General features: G+C 42.6%; 13 protein-coding genes. 10 read left to right on the forward strand and 3 right to left on the reverse strand.

Going from position 1 to position 23,048, the window contains the following annotated elements:
* Positions 1-125 precede the first annotated feature (125 nt).
* The 3 genes from H6G92_RS07230 to H6G92_RS07240 all read left to right on the forward strand — a co-directional run bounded on the left by H6G92_RS07230 (position 126) and on the right by H6G92_RS07240 (position 5,124).
* Complete coding sequence (locus tag H6G92_RS07230; protein ID WP_190892284.1) at positions 126-1,409, forward strand: valine--pyruvate transaminase; 1,284 nt, start codon at positions 126-128, stop codon at positions 1,407-1,409.
* Positions 1,410-1,516: 107 nt separating this feature from the next.
* Positions 1,517-2,224, forward strand: a complete 708-nt coding sequence (gene rimM / locus H6G92_RS07235) for a ribosome maturation factor RimM (protein WP_190892286.1) — start codon at positions 1,517-1,519, stop codon at positions 2,222-2,224.
* Between the two features lie 518 nt (positions 2,225-2,742).
* Positions 2,743-5,124, forward strand: a complete 2,382-nt coding sequence (locus H6G92_RS07240; protein WP_190892287.1) for a phosphoketolase family protein — start codon at positions 2,743-2,745, stop codon at positions 5,122-5,124.
* 161 nt (positions 5,125-5,285) lie between these two features.
* Here H6G92_RS07240 and H6G92_RS07245 read toward each other — a convergent pair whose 3' ends face one another.
* Both H6G92_RS07245 and H6G92_RS07250 read right to left on the reverse strand, forming a co-directional pair.
* Positions 5,286-5,738, reverse strand: a complete 453-nt coding sequence (locus tag H6G92_RS07245) for a type III secretion system chaperone family protein (protein WP_190892288.1) — start codon at positions 5,736-5,738, stop codon at positions 5,286-5,288.
* Positions 5,739-5,832: 94 nt separating this feature from the next.
* On the reverse strand, positions 5,833-8,427 hold the full coding sequence (locus tag H6G92_RS07250; protein WP_190892289.1) for a hypothetical protein: 2,595 nt from the start codon (positions 8,425-8,427) through the stop codon (positions 5,833-5,835).
* Between the two features lie 1,142 nt (positions 8,428-9,569).
* Between H6G92_RS07250 and H6G92_RS07255 the strand changes: the two genes are divergently transcribed.
* From H6G92_RS07255 to H6G92_RS07280, 6 genes are all read left to right on the forward strand, one after another.
* Positions 9,570-11,267, forward strand: coding sequence for a DUF1565 domain-containing protein (locus tag H6G92_RS07255; RefSeq protein ID WP_190892290.1), 1,698 nt, complete (start codon positions 9,570-9,572; stop codon positions 11,265-11,267).
* 489 nt (positions 11,268-11,756) lie between these two features.
* Positions 11,757-13,817, forward strand: coding sequence for a HEAT repeat domain-containing protein (locus tag H6G92_RS07260; protein WP_190892291.1), 2,061 nt, complete (start codon positions 11,757-11,759; stop codon positions 13,815-13,817).
* Between the two features lie 2 nt (positions 13,818-13,819).
* Complete coding sequence (locus tag H6G92_RS07265; protein ID WP_190892292.1) at positions 13,820-14,896, forward strand: HEAT repeat domain-containing protein; 1,077 nt, start codon at positions 13,820-13,822, stop codon at positions 14,894-14,896.
* The gene (locus H6G92_RS07270) at positions 14,896-15,888 is read left to right on the forward strand and encodes a HEAT repeat domain-containing protein (RefSeq protein ID WP_190892293.1); all 993 of its coding nucleotides are present in this window, start codon (positions 14,896-14,898) and stop codon (positions 15,886-15,888) included. The genes H6G92_RS07265 and H6G92_RS07270 overlap by 1 nt, the downstream gene beginning before the upstream one ends.
* A gap of 57 nt (positions 15,889-15,945) precedes the next feature.
* The gene (locus tag H6G92_RS07275; protein ID WP_190892294.1) at positions 15,946-18,111 is read left to right on the forward strand and encodes a pentapeptide repeat-containing protein; all 2,166 of its coding nucleotides are present in this window, start codon (positions 15,946-15,948) and stop codon (positions 18,109-18,111) included.
* A 228-nt stretch (positions 18,112-18,339) separates the two neighbouring features.
* A complete protein-coding gene (locus H6G92_RS07280) occupies positions 18,340-18,579 on the forward strand; it encodes a hypothetical protein (RefSeq protein ID WP_190892295.1) in 240 nt (79 codons plus the stop codon).
* 140 nt (positions 18,580-18,719) lie between these two features.
* Here the strand turns inward: H6G92_RS07280 and glgP are convergent, their stop codons facing one another.
* Complete coding sequence (gene glgP / locus H6G92_RS07285; RefSeq protein WP_190892296.1) at positions 18,720-20,933, reverse strand: alpha-glucan family phosphorylase; 2,214 nt, start codon at positions 20,931-20,933, stop codon at positions 18,720-18,722.
* A 761-nt stretch (positions 20,934-21,694) separates the two neighbouring features.
* On the opposite strand from glgP, the gene H6G92_RS07290 reads away from it, so the two are divergent.
* Entirely contained in the window at positions 21,695-22,924 is a 1,230-nt protein-coding gene (locus tag H6G92_RS07290; RefSeq protein ID WP_190892297.1) for an FUSC family membrane protein, read from the forward strand.
* Positions 22,925-23,048: the final 124 nt, after the last annotated feature.

Consider the following 23,048-nt stretch of genomic DNA (forward strand, 5'->3'; position numbering starts at 1 on the left):
ATCATTCTCTAGCTAGATTGGTTAAAGGCGGCAACAGCTGTTTTGACAACAATGTAAACTGAATGTCAGCAGCAACACCCCAAATAATTTGTCCACCTCTCGATTAATACATTTTGTCACAGCTTATGAACCCTGCCCTAACTCAAATTGGCGCTCAAATGTCCAACCTGACTGGCGTCAGAGCAATCATGAAGGATATTATCGAAACATTACGAGCGGGTGCAGGGCAGCAATTTATTAATTTGAGTGCTGGTAATCCGTTGATTTTGCCAGAGGTAGAGCAGTTATGGCGGGATTGCACTGCACAGCTTTTGACTAGCCCAGAATATGGTGAGGTAGTTTGTCGCTACGGCTCAAGTCAGGGTTATGCACCGTTAGTTGAAGCGATCGCTAATGATTTTAACAAACGCTACGGTTTAAACTTAAGCGATCGCAATATCCTCATCACCCCCGGTAGTCAAACCCTCTACTTCTACGCTGTGAATAGCTTCGGTGGCTACACCCCTAGCGGCGAGTTAAAAGAAATCGTTTTGCCTCTCAGCCCTGACTACACAGGTTACGGCGGCCTCTCCTTAGTTCCAAAAGCCTTAACTGCTTACAAACCAACTCTCGATATTGATGAAGCCGCCCACCGATTTAAATATCGCCCCGACTTCAGCCAACTGTCGATTACAGAAAATACGGGTTGTATCCTCTTCTCACGCCCCTGTAATCCCACTGGTAATGTCCTCACTGAGGATGAGGTGAGAAAGATTGCTGCCCTAGCTGCGCCTTACAATCTACCCGTGTTAATTGACTCAGCTTATGCGCCTCCCTTCCCGGCATTGAACTTTACCGAAATGACACCAGTGTTTGGTGATAACATCCTCCACTGCATGAGTTTATCAAAAGCGGGATTACCAGGAGAAAGGGTTGGTATTGCCATTGGGGATGAAAAGTGGATTGAAGTGCTGGAGTGTTTCCAAGCAAATATTAGTCTCCATTCTTCACGTTACGGCCAAGCGATCGCAGCTCTTGCAATCAATTCAGGTGCTTTAGTCGAAATTTCTCATACTGTCATCCGTCCCTTTTACCAAAATAAATTTACCGTTTTAGAAACCAGCTTAGAACAAGCGATGCCCAAGGATTTACCTTGGTTCCTCCATCGCGGTGAAGGAGCAATTTTTGCTTGGTTGTGGTTACAGGATTTACCCATCAGTGATTGGGAATTTTACCAGCAACTTAAGCAAGTAGGTGTGATTATTGTCCCAGGAAGTAGCTTCTTCCCCGGTTTAGAGGAAGAATGGGCCCACAAACACCAATGTTTCCGCATCAGCCTTACAGGTACGGATGAAGAGATAGCTACTGCTATGCAACGTTTAGCCAAAGTGGCTGAAGAAGCTTATAAAAGTGCAGCAGTAACTGCTTAGTAGCGCAAGGCGGAATTAAAAATTAAAAATGAATACAGTGTAAGTGTTTCATTAATTTGGAATGGGTGGTTTATTTCCGCCGTGTTGTACTAGTAGGGAAAATGGCAATGAAACACGAAGAAGCTAACAAAGAGAAGGGAGACAGAGGGGCAGAGAAGCAGAGGGGCAAGAGAGTAGGAGGAAATTCAAAAATTAAAAATGTTCAATCTCCAGCCCCTAATCCCAAACCCTTAGTTGCCAGTCCCCAATCCCCAATCCCCAATCTCGACGATTGGCTAGAAATTGGTAAGATTGTTTCCCCTCAAGGATTGTCTGGAGAATTAAAAGTTTATCCTGTATCTGACTTTCCCGAAAGATTTGAGGTGCCGGGAAAACGTTGGTTGTTGCGTTTAGATGGCACAGAACCACAACCAATCGAATTATTAACAGGACGTTATATCAGTAACAAAAACTTGTATGTAATCAAATTAGCTGGTGTGGAAAATTGCGATCAGGCTGAGGCGTTGCGTGGTTGTAAGTTAATGGTGCCAGTGAGCGATCGCCCCCAATTAAGCGAAGATGAATATCATGTCCTCGATTTGATTGGCGTGGAAGTCTTCATGCAAGCATCTGGCGAACTCGTTGGTACGGTGGTAGATATTATCCCGGCTGGTAATGATTTGTTAGAAGTAAAATTCCATGAATCATTTGCTACTGACAAAAAACAAAAGACTGTTTTGATTCCATTTGTGGAAGCGATCGCACCAGTAGTAGACTTGAAATCTAATCGCATTGAAATTACCCCACCACCTGGGTTATTGGAAATTAATAATTAGAGTATTAATTGAATGGAAATTATTAATTTTTAATTCGGAGCAAAGCGACGTGACTAAAGCTTTACCAAAAATCGTAACTTTTGCAGTATTAATACCAATACAGTTCAGAATGAGCAACAAAACCCTCATGTAGAGACGCGATTTATCGCGTCTTCAAAGACCAATTACCTACACCAATAACCCTTAACCCAAGGGTATTGGTATTAATACAATACGGTTCGGTTAATGTTTTTTGATGAAAACTCTAGATCCAAAGACGCGATAAATCGCCGTCTCTACAAGGATGAATCTTTCGTCTTGAGGCGATTTATCGCGTCTCTCTAACCGTCAAAATGAATTTGACAGACTAGTAGGCATAGCCCTTCGTAGACATTGCTTTCCATCCTGTGCCCAAAACCAAGCAATTTAGCCACAAAGGCTGAAAAAAATCATCATGGGTAGATGGCCATCATTTGCAAAAAAAGTATAATTGCTTACTGATGAAGCCGTCAAAATCCTTTTTGTAATGGAGTGTCGAAATGACATTAGCTACAACTCCACAAACAAAGCCTTTAACAGATGAAGAATTACAGAAGATAAACGCCTATTGGCGTGCTGCTAACTATCTTTCCGTTGGGCAGATATATCTACTGGACAATCCGCTACTGAGAGAACCCCTAAAGCTGGAACACGTCAAACCCAGACTCTTGGGTCACTGGGGAACAACACCAGGGCTGAACTTGATCTATGTTCACCTGAATCGGGTCATCAAAAAATATGACCTCAACACTATTTATATTGCTGGCCCTGGTCATGGAGGCCCTGGACTGGTAGCCAACACCTACCTAGAAGGCACTTACACTGAGTATTATCACAACATCTCCCAGGATGCTGAAGGAATCCAGAAACTCTTCAAACAATTTTCTTTCCCTGGTGGTATTCCTAGCCATGTTGCACCGGAAACTCCCGGTTCGATCCACGAAGGCGGGGAGCTAGGTTATGCCCTGGTCCATGCTTTCGGTGCTGCCTTTGATAACCCTGACTTGATCGTTGCTGCTGTTGTGGGTGACGGCGAAGCTGAAACAGGTGCTTTAGCAACTAGCTGGCATTCCAATAAGTTTCTTAACCCTGTGCATGATGGGGCTGTACTGCCGATCCTCCACTTGAATGGGTATAAAATTGCTAATCCAACAGTATTGGCACGGATAAGTCATGAGGAATTAGAAAGCTTATTTGTAGGCTACGGCTACAAGCCATACTTTGTTGAAGGTGACGATCCCGCAGATGTACATCAGCAGATGGCGGCGACTCTAGATATAGCGATCGCAGAAATTCAAAACATTCAGAGAGAAGCCCGCGTACATGGTTTCACTGAACGTCCTCAGTGGCCGATGATTGTTTTGAGAACCCCCAAAGGTTGGACAGGCCCCAAGGAAGTAGATGGTAAAAAAACCGAAGGTTATTGGCGATCGCACCAAGTTCCCTTTGGCAACATAGCCAAACAGCCAGAACACCTGAAACTCTTAGAAGATTGGATGAAGAGTTACCAACCGGAAGAACTCTTCGACGCTAACGGCACACTGATCCCAGAACTAGCAGAATTGGCTCCCAAAGGTCATCGGCGCATGGGTGACAATCCCCACGCCAACGGCGGTATTTTGCTGCGCGACCTGAAAATGCCCGACTTTCAAGACTATGCCGTAGATGTTCTCAAACCAGGGCAAGCGATCGCTGAAGCTACCCAAGTTGCCGGAATTTTCCTGCGGGATATCATGCAACTTAACCAAGAAAGCCGCAACTTCCGCATCGTCGGCCCCGACGAAACGGTATCAAATCGCTTAGGCGGTGTGTTGGAAGTCACAGACCGGACTTGGGTAGCCGAGAAACTCCCAGAAGATGACCACCTTTCCCCCAATGGTCGGATAATGGAAATTCTCAGCGAAACTTGTTGTCAAGGATGGTTAGAAGGCTACCTTCTCACAGGCCGCCACGGGTTCTTCTCATGCTACGAGGCGTTCATCCACATCATTGACTCAATGTTCAATCAGCACGCCAAATGGCTAAAAACGACCAGAGATATTCCCTGGCGTAGACCAATAGCTTCTCTCAATTATCTACTCACCTCCCACGTTTGGCGGCAAGACCACAACGGCTTCTCGCACCAAGACCCCGGTTTTATTGACCATGTAGTCAATAAGAAAGCAGAAATTGTTCGCGTGTATTTGCCCCCCGATGCAAACACTCTGCTATCGGTAACTGACCATTGTTTAAGAAGCCGTAACTATGTCAACGTTATTGTTGCTGGAAAGCAACCAGCATTGCAATACCTCGACATGGATGCTGCTATCAAGCACTGCACCAAAGGCATCGGTATTTGGGAATGGGCAAGCAACGACCAAGGCGACGAACCAGATGTAGTGCTGGCTTGTGCTGGGGATATTCCCACCTTAGAAACTTTGGCGGCTGTAGACATTCTGCGCCAGCGCTTCCCTGAGTTAAAGGTGCGGGTAGTGAACGTAGTCGATTTGATGACACTACAGCCAAAAAGCGAACATCCCCACGGTTTGAGCGAAAAAGACTTTGACACGATTTTCACCACAGACAAACCGATTATCTTTGCCTTTCATGGCTATCCCTGGCTGATTCATCGCCTAACCTATCGCCACACCAACCATAATAATTTGCATGTGCGTGGCTACAAGGAAGAAGGAACCACCACCACTCCCTTTGATATGGTTGTTCTTAACGATCTAGATCGCTTCCATTTGGTGATGGATGTTATTGCTCGCGTGCCAAAGCTAGGATATAGGGCAGCTTATGTCAAACAGGAGATGCAAGATAAGCTCATCGAACACAAACATTACATTGAGAAGTACGGCGACGATATGCCGGAAATTCGCGATTGGAAGTGGCCGTATTAAGAGGAAAACACGCTTTTTCAATTGAAGAGAATACACAACTTTGCCCACTCCCTTACTTTGTCGGAAAGGGAGTTTTCGTCTATGTCAGTGAAGCAGGTACAGTTCTCAAAACTAGATCAACAAGCGATCGCACTTAGTACTTCTAACATACCTCGCTCATATTAACCTTCAACTTGAGCGATCGCCTCAGTTGGCGATAAATCACCATCAATGACAGACATCAGAACTGGTAAGTATTTATCCATCATTCGTAGATTGGTATAAACCATTGTTTTAATTAGTGCTGAATTCAGATTAGTTACCTCAGCTTCAACGCTTGTTTTATAACGAACTTCTCCATCAGCAAAATCTAGTTCAAAGTTGCCAACCATCATACCGTAGTTTGCTCTAGTTAAAAACTCAGCCACTTGGAAGCGTTTCTCTTTTGGTGTTTCTAATGGACTTACAGAATAAAAAATAAATTGCTTTTGCTCCTCTCTAACTAGGGCGTAGCAACTCCATTCTCCATTATCACCCTGAAACCCCATTCCTAAAGCTGACTCCCCCTCTAGCTTTTCAAACAGCCAGTTATCTTCTTCAAAGAACTTAATAACCGTTTCAAACATTTGCGCCATATAAATTACCTCAGAAAGCTTTTAATCGGGATTATTTTTTCTAAATAATAATCAACAAAGCTTAAATAAAAGTTTTTCATTTTTATACATTAATTTAAAGCATATTTTTTTCCTTAGCTAGTCTCTGCATCCTATCCAAGGCATTAGTTGCTCCCATAGGAGTGTTTTCCATTGTTTGTAAAGATGTTTTTGCATTTTGAGGAACATCACCGGGCTTCTTGAATTCCACATCTTTCAAGACATTAAAAGCCTCAATCTCTTTTGCCGCTTCAAATGATATATAAGCTTCTAAATAATCATTATCTGGATTACTTTGATTAGTTAATCCTGCTTTGTATGCTTTCCAACCTTTTCTAAGCGCCAACTCGTACAAATTCCTCATTTGTATTTCTATTTTTTCCTTTTGACCTGGCTGTAGAAGTTCATTCATATCTTCAAAAAGTTGTGAAATATATTTTACTTGCCTGATTAAATTACCTGCTTTCTCAGCAAGTTCAGCACTTTCTGAAAGAATGGAAGTATCTAGATCCTGTTTTTCTCGCAGATTTTCAATAATCTCTTGAGGTTCTTGTTTAGCAGTTGTATGTTCCAAAAACTTATCAGCTGGATATATAAGATTAGAATTCTCTTGAGGAATTGTAATTTGGACGTATACACCTTCAAGGCTTACTCCACCATCTTGAAGCATTTGTAGAACTTGGCGAGTCATCGCTGCATCGGGATGATAGTGACCACTTGCATCAGTAATACCTTGCAGCACTCCATCTTTAATTTCTATTTCGCCTGCGGCAGCAACTTCAGCCCCAGCTACAAAACTTGAGTGGTGAAAAATCCATTGTTGCTTTTGACGCGGGTCTAGTCCTTGTTGATACTCAGCCGCCTGGTCTGCGGCGTAAATCTTACCGTTAACGGTCATTACAAATATTGCTTTACCACTGCTTGAACCCCATAGAGTTTTCATTTCTTTCGTCTTATAGGGCTTTCCTTTCCAAAGAAACTTGTTTTGATCCTCTTTATCTTGTTCTTTAGACTCTGAATCATGACCGTAGAGTTTGCCATCTTGAATCTTGAGCTTTTTAGCTTTGCGATCTTGTCCATATAAATGTCTGATAGCTTTACCCTTATAAGCCGGATGCCAGTTCTGCATTTGACCAATGATTTTGCCATTATCATCTTTAACTTCACCTTGGTTTTCTTGCTGCGTTTTATTTTTTTGATTAGATGCTTTTCTTTCTCCATATACTCCTAGTTTTTTATTTAATTTAAACTTGTTGTCATCTATTTTTTTAGATTCCTGAAACTTTGTTTCTGAAATTTCAAATTTACCATCTTCTTGTTCAAACTTGTTTTCCAAAAATTGTGAGTCTTTTCTATTGAAATAATCTTTAGACTTTTGTTCTTCTAGTTGAGGTTGTGAATAGCCATCATTTTGCTCTTCTAGTTGGGGTTGTGAATAGCCATCATTTTGCTCTTCTAGTTGGGGTTGTGAATAGCCATCATTTTGCTCTTCTAGTTGGGGTTGTGAATAGCCATCATTTTGCTCTTCTAGTTGAGGTTGTGAATAGCCATCATTTTGCTCTTCTAGTTGGGGTTGTGAATAGCCATCATTTTGCTCTTCTACTTGAGGTTCTATATAGTCATCATTTTGCTCTTCTACTTGAGGTTCTATATAGTCATCATTTTGCTCTTCTAGTTGGGGTTGTGAATAGCCATCATTTTGCTCTTCTACTTGAGGTTCTATATAGTCATCATTTTTTTGCTCTTCTGGCTGAGTAGTTTTTTTATTTTCTTGAGATTCCTCAAGTTTGTCAGAATATTGAGAGTATTTACCATCGAAAGATTCATTATCCAAATCCGCTTCAACTTCAATATCTGTTCTATATTCTTCAGATTCCTTGTATTCTACTTCGTTCTTATCCTGATTTAATTCACTTTTAAGTTGTGTTAACATACTTTGGACTTCATTCAACAGAGCATTTACTGCTTGCTGACGAAGTAGAAAAATTTCAGTTTTTTTATCTTCTGTGAAATATCTTGAAGACTTGATTACTTGTTTAATACCTTTGAGTAGTGAGATTCTCTCTTTTAAATCTTCTTGTCTATCTCCATTTTTTGATGGGTAATGGACAAAATAAAATAATCTTTCATCTATTGCTTTTAAAGCATCTCTGCTCGCAGTTTTACTAAATCTATATCCCTTTCTTCCCACTTTTGCTTTAGCTTGAGTTTCGTTGAGCCAGGAATTGTATTCACCGGGATTTAAATACTGACACTGAACTATATTACCCTGTAGGCTCAAAGCTGCTGCATTCATATTGATCTGATTGTGGTGCACTAACTCAGTTGTATGAGTGTTTATTTGCTCCTGCTCATCCCCCTTTTGCCTTTGCACCGTACTCTGATTCTGATGTATTTCTTTTATGACATCTGCGGCTACCTTGTCCGCTTCCTGCTCATACTTATCCCCAGGCTGTCCAATTGTCAGTTGTGGCTGAATCTGTTGTGCTAAACGTGTTTCACGCCGTGTAAATATACCAGGGATTTCTAATAAGTTAGGCTGACCCTTACTACTTTCTTTTCTCTGCACCCAGAAGTCATTCATCTTACCTTGCAATACACCCAAGCGTTCCTGTCCCTCTGGCGTTATCGTGCCATACTTTGCCTGGATCTCTAGTTTTGTTGCCTCCATTTTTTGATGTTGGAGGGCTTGATTCTCTATTTCCCCCTGCGTGGGAGGCTTCCTCGATGTCTCTTTACTCTGGATACCGAAGGGCCGAGACGCTAACTTGGAGTTTTCTTGAAATGTTTGAGGATTCTGAGAGGTAGATTTATGGACTCTTTGGAATTTCATTTACAACTTGTTTATAGCTTTCAATAAAACAGGTATTCTATGTAGATTATCCTTCTTTAATTATTCCCGCCAGAGTCAAAACTTAAATCCTTGCACATTCAGATTTAGTTCGCCGGGCTTCATTTCAGCAACGCTAAAATCTCTTGATCTAAAACACTGGCGATGATATTTATATCTCAGGTAGCTGAAGACATTAGTGTGTAAGTGTTCAATAATAAAACGGGCGTGTCTAAACGGGGCAATAAATTCTCGAACTTAGAGTTTGTTTCCTACGACTCATGCGGAAGGAGTTAATAAATATTTAGCTGTTTGCTACTTTTTATTAACTTCATCAAACCAATCGCAATGCTTTGGATTAAGGCTTGCTCTTCCCTAACCCTGCTTGAGAAGGTGAGAATTAAGTCCTGTTTTTAAGGGAAGCCAGCGCGGTGAAGTAGTGTGGTCTTCTCTCAAAGGGCTACGTGGTGTACACACAAGTCTTCTAGAGTTGCCCCACAGGATTTTAATCCACCCAACTCTCCTTTAAAAAGGCTACCGTATACACACAAGTTTTTTAGAGTTACTGCGTAATGTAGGTAGGTTAATTTTTGCAGATCGCAACTAAGGTGCAAATCGATGTAACTAAGGTGCAAGTCGATGCCACTAAGGTGCAAATCGATGCAACTAAGGTGCAAGTCGATGCAACTAAGGTTTAAGTCGATGCAACTAAGGTGCAAGTCAATGCAACTAAGGTGCAAATCGATGCAACTAAGGTGCAAGTCAAAATACTTGTGTGTACACCGTAGCTTAAAAAAGGGAGCAAAGACCTCTCAAAGTCCTCCTTAAAAAGGAGGATTTACAACGACTTTGGTTTTGTAGAAAGAATTTGCATAACTTTTTAACTTTGCGGCGAGAAGTACTTTAAGTTACTTAATGCATCAACCGCTACCCACTTTCATGGTTAGCGCTAGGATAGCTATGTATTTTATTAAAGTATAAATATGGCTCAAGCTTTTTACGTAAATCCTGTATCAGGTAATGATATCAACCCTGGTAGCCAACAAGCCCCATTCAAAACTATTACCCAAAGCCTTAAGGTAGCTACAGATAACACTAAGATTCAACTGGCAGATGGTAATTATAATGCTGCTAGCGGTGAAGTCTTTCCCCTAACGGTTCCATCTGGGGTAACTGTGGTGGGTAATGAAACCAATAAAGGCAGTGGCATTTTGATTGAAGGGAGTGGTAATTATCTAAGCCGTACTTTTGCTGGTCAGAATGTCACATTCGTGCTGCTGGATAAAGCCGAACTGCGGGGAGTGACTGTAACAAATTTTGCTAGTCGCGGTACTGGTATCTGGATTGAATCAACTGCCCCTACTGTTGCTAATAGCACCTTCAAAAACTGTAAGCGGGAGGGAGTTTTTGCTACAGGTGATGCTAACCCAGTTATTCTAGGTAATGTGTTCAGTGAGAATGCAGCCAATGGAATTGCGATCGCTAAAAATTCCAAAGGTCAAATTCAAGGTAATACCTGCTTCAAAACAGGTTTTGGCATTGCCATTAGTGATACTGCATCACCCATTCTTCGAGATAACAAAATTTCCGAAAACCGTTCTGGAATCGTCATCTCTGGCAGTGCTCGTCCTGTATTGCGTAACAATGTCTGTGAAAATAACACTGACGATGGTATCACAGTAATTGGAACCGCCCTACCGGATATCGGCACTACCAATAATTTAGGAGGCAATACTCTACGCAGTAATGGTAAATTTGATTTGCAAAATGCCAGTTCCAACAAGCTGGTTTCTGTGGGAAATAAAATAGATGCGTCTAAAGTCACAGGAAACGTAGAGTTTGCAGATAGTTCGGTTCCAACACCAACTCCGGCTCCCACTCCTACTCCCACGCCTACGCCGACTCCCATTCCGACACCGACTCCTACGCCTACGCCGACTCCCACTCCGACACCGACTCCCACTCCGACTCCCACTCCGACTCCCACTCCGACTCCCACTCCGACTCCCACTCCGACTCCCACTCCGACTCCGACTCCGACTCCGACTCCGACTCCGACTCCCACTCCGACTCCGACTCCCACTCCGACACCCACGCCTACTATCGAATTAACCGATATTAGTAATCATTGGGCAGGTGGCTTTATTCGGGAATTAGTCAAATTTGGGATAGTTAATGGTTTTCCCGATCGCACATTTAAACCTGATGCTACGATGACACGGGCGCAATACGCCGCATTACTGGTAAAAGCTTTCAACCCATCGCCAAACCGCCCCGTAATCAAATTCAAAGATGTACCAGCAGATTTCTGGGCATCCAAGGTAATTCAGCAGGCATATCAAGGTTCATTTCTCTCTGGTTTTCCTGACAATACCTTTGCCCCTAACAAAAATATCCAGCGCGTGCAAGTGATTGTTTCCTTGGTGAATGGATTGGGGTTATCTGCTGATAGTGCAACCGCTACCAAAACTTTCGATGACCAAGCAAAGATTCCTGATTATGCTAAGGATGAAGTCATCAAGGCTACTCAAAAGGAAATTATCGTCAATCATCCGAACCTCAAACAACTCAATCCTACCCGCGATGCTACACGCGCAGAGGTAGCGGTGATGGTCTATCAAGCCTTGGTAGATGCTGGTCGTGTAGCTGCGATTGACTCGCCTTATATTTTGACTGCTTAATTTTAAAACTGGTTTGTTTTGTAAAATCGCATAATTTTCGTAGGGGCAATTGATGAATTGGGAAAGCAAGGTGGTTTAATACAAAAAAAGAAAAATACATAAGTCTTGATTTCTCGTTTTGTATCCAGGCTTTTTCCCTCTCTCCAAACCTCTCCCCCACAGTGGTAGAGGCTTTGAAACCCAGTTTTAGTTTTTTTCTGCTTGTATGAAACCACCCTGCAATTCATGAATTGGGAAAGGGGAAAAGGGAAGGGAAAACAGGAATAAATTTACCCTTTCCCTTTTTCCCTACTTTTCGGTTTACTGATACCAATTTGAAAAAATAATATGACACATAAAAGCCTGAAAAACCAGATTAAATTAGGCTTTCTTAATTTTTAATTGGTATGATCTTATCTACCTACTGAACTATGCTAGCCTTGCAGCAGTAGGGATAAAGGTTAGGAAAATCCGTCAATGTCTTTGAGGAAAAGAGTAGTTGGGAGGATAATGACATTTGGTAATGACAAGCAGCCAAGTGTCTTGTTAGCAATTCTAGAAATTGCAATTATGACAACTTTACCGATTATGTTTGTTCCCTCTACTACTCAAGCTACTCACACTCGTTTATCAGAAGTCGATCACGCAGAGGTCACTATATTAATGGCTTCTGCACAGATTAACAAACAAGCGTGTAGCTCCCTGAAAATTTCTCAGACTATTGAACGGCTGCAATCTCAAATTGTTGAACCCACTCAAATTTTATTAGAGTGTGGCACTGCGGCAACTGTCCCTCTGATTCAACTGCTTGAAGATGAAAGCAAAAATACCCTTAGTCGTCGTGCTGCGGCTAGAGTTTTGAGTCAGATCGGTTCTCAAGAGGCTATTGCTGCACTAATTAGGCTCGTTCAGCAGAATCGCTCAGATATCCGTGATAGTGCATTGAGAGCGATCGCTGATATTAATCCACAAGCAAGAGATGCCGTTCCTATTCTAACTGTGGCTGTCGCAGATAAGAATCTAGAAGTCAGCAAAGTGGGAATGGAAGCATTACGTCGCATTGATCCAGCAGTGCCAAATCAAGTTATCAGTTTTCTTCAAGAAGCACTTAGAAGCAACAATGCACAAAGACGCAGCACAGTTCGTTCTCTACTGGATCAACTGAGTTCAAATTCTCAACCCGATATTTCCTTGTTAACCCAAGCACTCGAAAGCCAACACGAGCCGACACGAGCGATCGCAGCCTATGTTCTGGTTCAGCTAGGAAACAAAGCACAAGTTGCAATTCCAGTTCTCACCGCAGCTCTGTTTGATGAAAGTAGCTCGGTTCGAGACACGGCTGCTTGTGCGTTAGGGCGAATCGGTTCAAGGGAAGCTATTACCGTTTTAATTACACAGTTAAAAACAGGAAATGAAGCGACTCAAACCAGTGCAGCGATCGGGCTAAGTTCTCTGACGGCTGAAGCAAGAGAAGCACTTCCCGTCTTAATTGCAGCACTACGAGACGACAATGAAAAGGTTCGCAGCATGGCAGCCTATGCGTTGGGGCAAATGGAGAAACACGCACGTCGAGCTATTCCTGCATTATTGGGAGTATTGAGCGATCGCAATCCTAGTATACGCGGATCTGCCATTCATGCGTTGGGACAGATTGCGCCAGATGACCCAAGAGTAATTCGGGCGATCGTTAGACAAAGTTCTTTAGAGTCAGATTTGACAGTACTGAACAATGCTGCTGAAACACTGAGGCAAATTACTCCAGCCGCAATGCCTACACTACTGGAAATTATTGCATTTGATAAGAGTTGGCAAAATGTAATGATAGCTGATACGCTGGTAGGTCGCTTTAACCCCACAATCCTACCTAGTTTGACTTCTGAAGCAAGTCTTTTGCTGATTCCGGCAGTACTTCGGCGTTATTCTGAACTTCTTTATCCCTATAACTACTATACAAAAGGATTAGTAACCTCTTCCTCTTATTTCAAGAGACAGTTGACTCCTCAAGTAATTTCTCAATTAGTAGAGATTCTAAAAGACGGAAATCAAGATATCCGCCTTCGGGGAAATGCATCTATGGCAATAGGTTTGGCAGATTTAGAATCTCCACTAATCAAAATTTTAGAGGATGAAAATCAGGATATAGCACTGCGTACTGATGCAGTGATCGCTTTAGGATTCACAAGTGGTTCATCTGTTGCAATTTCCAGTTTAATTAAATTTGTAAGACAACATCCGGCTTATCATCTGGGGTTGCGCCTTTCCAAGGAACAATTGCGAGAATATTTATTCTCTAAATTATCAAATGATGAGTTAAATCTACTTGGTTTTACTTTTATAACGCTGCTAAAATTTCATACTTCCAATGAAGCAAATTTGTTTTTCAATCAATTCGAGCAAGAGAATTCAGTATTATTTTCTGAACTAAAGAATTTGATTTCTCTGGTTAACGGTGCAGATGGGCCAGCAATGGTGCGTTTATTGCAAGAAACTTCACCAACACCAGCTATTTGTCGTATCACCTTTATGCAAAGATTTCTTTGGAGATGTCGTAAACCACTCAAAATTAGTTAGTTATGATTAATTTTGTAATTCAATTTAGTCTAAATTCAGTTATTTTATTTTCATGTTTTACTAATTGTTATTTTTTTAAAATTAATTTTAATTACTCGGTAATTAACTTGAATAATAACCAAAAGCTCCAGAAAGAAAGTAAAAGGATATGCACAAACACCAGAATTGAGAATTTAATTAATCAATTACAGACTTTAAAAGGTTCATCAATTGAAATCGCTTCTATCCTTAAGGAGTTGGTTAGTTGTGGATCACAGGCTGTTCCTGCTTTGATTAAAGTTTTTGAGAATGAAAAAGAAAAAATAATAGTTCGTCGGATTGTAGCTAGAGCATTAGGACAAATCGGCTCAGAAGAAGCTATCTCTGTATTAGTTAAAGCAGCTATAAAGAAAAAGTCACCTCTTTATGACAGTGCTATTAGAGCTTTAGATGATTCTGCCTTGGGACTCATATTCTTAATTACTACTAACCCTCCACAGCAAGTTTATATTGATATCCAAAATGCTGTTCCGCTTCTTGTGAAAGCGTTAAGTCATGACGATGAAAATATTCGATCTGCTGCTGCTGAAGCTTTAAGTGAAATTGGTCTAGATGCCCGGATTGCCATTCCAAACTTAATCAGACTCATTGGAAATGACACCAGAATTGTTCAGGCTGAAGCTATTAACGCATTAGGACAGACGGGAAAGGAAGGAATTAATGCTTTGATAGAAGCAATTAAGCACGGGAAAATAAGTTTTAATTTTGGAGCTATAGCTCTCATACAATTAGAGAAGAATCCAAACGTGAGGGATGCGGTAGAGAGAGCTACTCCATTTTTGCTTGATTCCTTCCGTAAGAATAGAATAACTCTTGAAAATACATGTGATTTAGTTTATTTTCTGTATTCTAATGGTCAGAGAAGGGCAGCGGAAGAAGTGCTTTCTGCATTAGAAAACCGTGATGAATATTGCATATCTGGATTGCAATCAGGTGGAGCAGAACTTGCCCTAGAAGCAGCGACTTCACGAGGAATTGCAAGACAACCCGCTATATGTCGATTTAGCTTAATGCGTCGAATTTTATGGAGATGTCGTTGATGTTTCATTACCAACAATTCTTCAAAATAACTTTGCAAGCTTTTCTTGTACTTTCATCATGGCTGGCTGCTTTTGTTCTATTCTCTTCACAAGTCTTTCCACAAATTTCTCAATCCAATAATGAGGAAAATTCAGAATTTCTATTCAAGGATGTGCCAATTCCGGCACCACGAATCTGTTCTAATTCTGAGATTCAAACCTACATTAAACAGCTAGATTTTCCTTCGCAACTCGCTATTTATAGAGCGTCTTATTATACCTTAGTATCTCAATGTAAAGTATCAGCCGTACCAGCCTTGATTGAGGCATTAAAGAGTAAACGTGAAAATATCCGAGCAAATGCTGCTTTGGCAATTGGCGAAATTGGTACAAAAGCGATCGCCGCAATTCCAGCTTTAATAGAGGTGTTAGACGATGAAAGTAACGCTGTCCAAATAAATGCTGCCTATGCACTTGGACAAATGGGATGGGCTGCTGAAGCTGCTATTCCTAGCTTGAGTCAACGATTAAAGGATGAAGATCGAGCAGTGATTACCAGTGCTGCTTATGCGATTGGGCAAATTGGCGCATCAGCTTTACAGCGATATGAAGAAATGTATACGGTGGTGACTGAGCAAAATGGTTATCGCTACGTCAACTTATCTAAGGAAGGCGAAGCAAGGCTGCAAACTTTTTCTTTTCAACTATACGAAACCCTGTTTGATGCCTTAAATAAACTTTACATTGCCCGTACCGATAATCGCCAAGCTTGGAATAGAGATATTAATGCTGAGACTGCCTTTCTTAGTATTGTTGATGCAATGGAAGCGATTGGTATGATTGATTATTTGTATGCTGAACTCAACCAATGTCCTGAAGGAGTCAGTGATTTTGAGTGTTTAGAGGGTGGAGTAAAGTTAGCTGCAAACCTCCAATCCCATATAAACAGTAATCGTCCTGCTATTTGCCGAGTCAGTTGGTTGAAGCGAGTGATACCAAGGTGCAAAAATTAAGCATAATCTGGCTACCTGAGATGTAGACTCAATTTAAGCAATGGTTTGTACTCAAAGATGCAGCCGACAACGTTCCAATATCAGAATTTGCGAGGGCGTTCCTTCAAGGGACAGGATTTGTCTGGACAGGACTTCAGTGGTGCTGATATTCGAGGTGCAAACTTTACTAACGCTACATTAGTTGGGGCTAATTTCAGCCAAACGAAAGCAGGTCTACGACGACGAGTGGCGATCGCACTTGTTGCGCTTGCGCTTTTTTTGGCAATCCTCTCAGGTTTCATGAGTGGCTATGGCGCAGGAGTTATCGCCAGCTTGATTGCATTAGGAAATAAGCTCAACCCACACTCGTTTCCCTCTGGAGTTGTGGCTCTGACTCTCCTGGGAGTGTTTACTGCAATCACTTTTCGTAAAGGGTTAGCCTCAGCTGGGGGAACAGCCGTTTCTATTGCTGTGATTGCGGCGCTATTTGCGGCGATCGCCTCCCAAGAGGTTGCTGTTGTTGCCCTTGTTCAAACCATTGGGATTGTGAGTGCTGTCGCCGGGGTAATGGTGGGAGCCTTAGCAGTTGCCCTAATGCTAGTGATGATTGCAACCAGAGCTTTAGTAATTATGGCTATTCTGGCTGTTCTCAGTGCGGCTGTAGGCACTCAATTTGGTATTGCTGGAATTGAGTCTGACCAAATCTTTGTGATTGCCTGTGTAGTTGCAGGAGCGATCGCGCTGGTGATGCTCTGCCTAAGTGGTTATACTGGATGGCGTGCTTGGAAAGGAAGCAGACGTTATACCCTACTCCGCAGTCTTGCGGTGGCAATATCGACTCAGGGAACAATGTTTCGAGGAGCTAACCTCACCAATACTGATTTTACAGGAGCGATTCTCAAAAACACAGATTTTCGCGGGGCAACACTAACTCGTACCTGTTGGTTTCAAGCAAAGCAACTAGAGCAGGGACGGTTAGAAGACACCTATCTCGACGATGCTGCAATTCGGCAATTGGTAGTCACCAAAGATGGTCGAGAACAGAATTTTGACTACTGCAATCTGCGGGGAGTAAATCTGCAAGATGCAAATTTAATCGATATCAGCTTGATTGGGGCTGATTTAAGTGAAGCAAACCTACAAAATGCTGACCTTTCCAGAGCAAAATTAGTACAAACTCAGCTTTACCGGGCTAATTTGACCGATACCTGCTTGACGGGAGCCTACATTCAGGATTGGGGTATTTCCACTGATACTTGTATGGAGGAGGTGAAGTGTGAATACATCTATATGCAACTACCTACTAAAGACGATCCCGATCCCTGCCGTAAACCGGACAATCGCCAGGAAACCTTTAAAGACGGTGACTTTTCAGATTTCATGGCTCCCATCCTGAAAACGCTGGGATTATATCGCCAGCAGAATGTCGATCCGCGGGCGATCGCCCATACATTCAAAACTCTAGACCTCTATCACCATCAGGGCATCGATCCTGCGGCTGCGGCGATCGCCTTGAAGCAACTTTCACAGCAGTATCCAGAAGCTGGGCTAGAAGTAGTTGCTTTGGAGGGAAGGGGACGAGAGAAGATTCGCCTCCAAGCAGTTGTTACGGATGCGGTCGATCGATCTCAACTCAGTGCCCGTTATTTTGCTACCTATGATGAAATTAAAGAGTTATCTTATCGTGATATACAAACTCTATTGACAGAAATCGCCCAAAAAGATGAGCGAATTCGGAGTCTAGAGCAAATGGTCAAGACAGCAATCGATAGTAACAAATTTTACGTAGAAACCTATTACAACCTGGGGGATACCGTGTCTGAAAAAAGCTCAATCAACATCGAAGGCAGTACTGTTAGTGGTTTAGTGCAAGGTAATATCACTGATGTCAGTGGTGTGGTGAATTTAGGGGCAATTAGTGGCGATGTCACAAATGCCATCGGACAACTACCCAGTAGCGATGAACCAGATCAACCAGGACTGAAGGAATTACTGACTCAATTGCAAGGGGCGATCGAAGCTGAAACCCAGTTAAGTCAAGAAGATAAAGCTGAGGCATTAGAACAACTTAAGGTATTGGCAGAAGCTGGTCAAAAGCCTCAGGATGCACCACTTAAGAAAATGGCAAATACAGCGGTTAAGGTTCTCAAGGGAACAATTGCAAGTTTGTCGGAAGCTACAAACCTGGTTGAGATTTGCGGTAAATTATTACCAATTATTACTAAGGTTTTGGGACTACCGTAAAGTTTCGTAGAACGCTGTTTATACTCCAATACAGTTTAGATAAGTAGGGGCAATTTATAAATGGTGTCAACTTAAGCTGAAAGCTATATCAGGTATGTGTTTTACACATCACCTCACGCCCTCATCCCCTAACCCCTTCTCCCTTGGAAGAAGGGGAATTAGATATCTGCCTCCCCTCTCCCTTGGGGAGCTACGGTCTACATATAAGTCTCTTGACCTGCACCTTTGATGCATCGACCTGCACCTTTGATGCATCGACCTGCACCTTTGATGCATCGACCTGCACCTTTGATGCATCGACCTGCACCTTTGATGCATCGACCTGCATCTTTGATGCATCGACCTGCACCTTTGATGCATCGACCTGCACCTTTGATGCATCGACCTGCACCTTTGATGCATCGACCTGCACCTTTGATGCATCGACCTGCAAAAATTAACCTACCCTACGTTACACAGCCACTTTAAAAGACTTGTGTGTACACCGTAGCCCTTGGGGAGAGGGGCTGGGGGTGAGGACAAAACGTTTTTAGCAAGGAGATTTCACGTTAAGTTGACACCAATGTTCATGAATTGCCCCTACACCGTGTAGTTTTGCCTAAGTCCTATCAAAGCAGAACTTTAGCTAAAATCGGTTCCACACTTTTAGAAATCTCTGGGACATACACTTGTGAAACGTAGTCAGCAATCATTCTGTCGGTGTTGAATAACGGCGCATTTGTCTTAATGGACGTTTTCATCATCTGTACCCAGCGGTGGGGAATGCCTTGGGCATCTTGGTCATAGTATAGAGGAACGATTTCTTCTTCTAAGAGCTGATAAAGCGATCGCGAATCAATCCGATCTTGCAATTCTTGATCGCTAGTATGAGCATCTTCACCAATTGCCCAACCGTTAATTCCTTTGCCATCCTTTCCAGCTTGGTAGCCTTCGCACCACCAGCCATCCAAGACGCTGCAATTAAGACCGCCGTTAAAGCAGACTTTTTGCCCACTTGTACCAGACGCTTCCAAGGGACGACGAGGATTATTCAACCAAACATCAACACCTTGCACCAGTTTTTGACCAGTGTAAATGTCGTAATCTTCAATAAAAGCGACTCGATTGATAATCCCGGAATTGTGACACCATTCCATCAAACGCTGAATAATCCGCTTACCTTCTTCATCGGCTGGGTGCGCTTTCCCTGCAAAGATAATCTGTACTGGACGTTGGGGATTACCAAAAATCTTCAGTGCGCGTTGAGCATCGCGCAAAATCAGATCCCCGCGTTTGTAAGGGCTGAAGCGTCTGGCAAATCCAATGGTCAAAACGTTGGGGTCGAGTAAGCTTTCAGTTGCTTGAATGAGTTCGTAATTTTCGCCACGCAACTCCCGCGCTTTCTTCACCTTATAACGGGTGAAGGCAACCAATCTTTCTTTGAGAATAAGATGCCGTGACCACAGTTCCTCGTCGGGAATGTCATCAACTTTAGCCCACATCTTAGGATCAACGGCACGAGTTTTCCAGTCTTCTCCCAGATACTCATTATATAAATCGCCCAATAGAGGCGCAGTCCAAGTGGGTGCATGAACGCCATTGGTAATGTAACCAATTGGTACTTTGTCTTCCGATCGCTGCGGATAGAGAACTGTCCACATTTTACGGGAAACTTGACCGTGCAATTCACTCACGCCATTGCAAGCACGAGACATCCGTAATGCTAAAACGGTCATCCCAAAGGGTTCCCAAGGATCGCCCAGTCGCCTTGCACCCAATGCTAAAAATTGTTCGCGGGAAAGTCGCAATTGCGGCCAATAGCTGGCAAAGAAAGAATCTATTAAATCGGGAGAGAAGACATCATGACCGGCGGGAACGGGCGTATGGGTGGTAAATACACAACTGTTTCGCACCTTGGCTTCGATGTCGTAGAAAGATTTACCAGTGCGTTCAATTTCTAGCCGCGCAATTTCTAAGGTGCAGAATGCAGCGTGTCCTTCGTTGAGGTGATAGACAGAAGGTTCAATTCCTAAGGCGTGTAGGGCGCGAACACCACCAATTCCCAAAACGACTTCTTGGGCGATGCGGGTTTCCAAGTTACCGCCGTATAGATGTCCCGTTAGCCAACGGTCAATGGGATCGTTATCGTTGCGATCGCTATCTAATAAATATAATGTCACTCGCCCAACTTGCACTCGCCAGATTTGCACTTTCACAAACCGTTGGCGAACTTGTAGCTGGATAGTGACTGGTTCCCCTTGCTCATTTTTAATTAACTCCAAGGGCATCTTCTGGAAGGGATTGTCAATATAATAATCTTCTTGCCAACCGTGCCGGTTCAAGCGTTGCCGAAAATAACCTTGGCGATACAACAAGCCAACACCAACCATCGGTACACCCAAATCTGATGATGATTTCAGGTGATCCCCGGCGAGAATGCCTAAGCCACCAGAGTAGACGGGTAGGGATTCATGGATGCCAAATTCGGCGCAAAAGTAGGCAATGGGGTGGTCTTTGGATACTTGCGGTGCAACTCGACTGACCCAAGTATCTTGCTGGTTGATGTATTGGTCAAACTCACGCGCGAGGGCGGATATCTGCTTTAAGTAAAATGGGTCTTCTGCTAGTTGGGTGAGACGCTCATAGCTAGCTGATTCTAAAATTGCTACTGGATTATGCCCACAGCGTTCCCATTCTTGGGGATCAATTGTTTGGAATAAAGAGATGCGATCGCCACTCCAACTCCACCAGTAGTTATAAGCCAAGTCTGCTAAACGCTTGAGCGGCAAAGGTAACTTTTCACTCAAGCGTCGTGCTGCGTTGATTGCACTACTATTAGCCATACTTAATCAATGTCCTCGCGCTTAACTTTTCTCTATTTCACCTGCTCACAATCGATTCCTCTTCAGGTTTATGACCCCGGAGGATTCATAAATGAATCCTCCCCTGAAGTCAGAGCAGTTTATCGACATCAAACCTTATCCAAGTAAATGGTTGTTATTGTTTTCGTCTTCTAAAAATTATCTCTACTTTTGGACAGGTTTGATATTTTTTTCTATCAAATTCGTTGACATTATTTTAATTATTTTGTTTTATTGTTAATATTTATTTAAATATTAACAATCAGCAACTAAAATTATTGATATGTCTTGATGGCACTCACTTTTGACTACAACTATTTGCATCAAGATAATGCTTTTTATACGGCAATTACAGCAATTTTACCGTTATTACTGGTAAAGATCATATCTGTTAAATAAGAATGAAGGTTGAATCATCAAGTGGCAAAATGTGCATCTTAATATTCATAGGACTTACACACGAGTTAGGAAATAACATTGGGCGGGTTCCCCGACTTGTAGCAACTGACGGGACACGGAGGAAAGTCTGAGCAAAGGCTTGTTTAAATTAGAAGTTCTCCTAAAGGAGACGCTGCGCGTAGCTTTCTTCCCCGTAGGAGTATGGTCAATACGCTTCGGTTAAAGAGGAAAGGTGTTCAGTTTTTTGAAAAGCTTTTACTTTCACACTATGAATTAAAATAAATCTAAATATATAAGATTTTTAATCAAATCCAGATAAAAATTTTGTTTTTTTAAGAAAAACAATGCAGTTGAATCGAAGTAATTTTCTCAGGTTGCTGATCCAGTCAGAGCCAGGAAAACCAGCAATATCCAACGGCTTACGAGCTGCATTAGCGTTGGGAGTTCCCATGCTAATTGGGCAACTAATCAACCAAAGGGAAAGCGGATTATTTGTGGGTTTGATGGCTTACTTTGTCAACTTAGCGAATGTTGGTGGCCCTTACCAAATCAAAGCTAAGGCGATGGCGGCAGCTACTTTAGGAATCGCTGTTTCAGTATTTGTAGGTACTCTAGTCGCTAGAGTTCCAGCGTTAGCTGTGGTGCTGACATTTGCCTGGGGACTTGCTTCAGGTTTTGCGTCGCTGTACGGTAATGCTGGTGCAAATGTCGGTCTGGTGGTAGGGGTATCATTTATTTCCACGATCGCACAGCCAGGAAACTTGGAAATTGCACTGATGCGATCGCTGTTATGTCTCATTGCAGGTGGATGGGCGATGTTACTTTCCTTAGTAATGTGGCCTTTTAGACCTTATGACCCACTACGAATAGCTTTGGCTAACTGCTTCAGCGCAATTGCCAACTACATTCAGGCATTTCTCGGTAAGGTGACAACACCTGAAAATATTCTCGAAATTAGACAGGCATTAGAGACAGCACGGACTACTTTAGGTACTGTACGGATTGGACAGCCGGCTCGGAGTTGGATGGATGAGCAATTGTTAGTGCTCATTCAGGATGGCGATCGCTTGCTTGGCTCAGTTATTGCCTTAACAGAGTTACTCGAAACTCATTTCCAACATCAGCAATATCACGCAGTCCAGCAATTAGTAGACGATGCACTCGAACAAATATCAGTCGTTCTGCAAGCCATAGCAAAAGTCATATCAGGTAAGCCTGCCAGCATCGATCTGGGAAATCTTAGCCGCATCTGCGAGGCACTGAAGGAACAAGAAAATCTGCAAAGAAAAGCAATTGCTGGGAGTGAGACAGACTACACAACTCTCGTTGCTTTCACTAACCTAGTGCTGATGATTGAAAAGCTGATCAAGCAATTGCAATATACCGCTCAGACAGCTAAATCTCTGGTAGATCACAGCAAAATCAGTCGCCGAGATGTAGATACACATCTTTTAGTTAACAACGAACAGCGATCGCTCTTAAATTTACTCAAAGAAAACCTCACTTTAGAATCAGCAATATTTCGCCATGCTCTCCGCATTGCTGTAACTCTAGCTGTAGGCGTAATCTTATAGAATCCATTTGACATCTTTTACTATCTTGAAGTACAGTTACCGCAAAAGCCGTATCCAGCAGTCATGCCGTACTCTAGCAGCCTAACAGACGAAGAGTGGGAAATCCTTGAACCCCTACTGCCGA

Source organism: Nostoc foliaceum FACHB-393 (genome assembly GCF_014698505.1).
In the GTDB taxonomy this organism is placed as follows: domain Bacteria; phylum Cyanobacteriota; class Cyanobacteriia; order Cyanobacteriales; family Nostocaceae; genus Nostoc; species Nostoc foliaceum_A.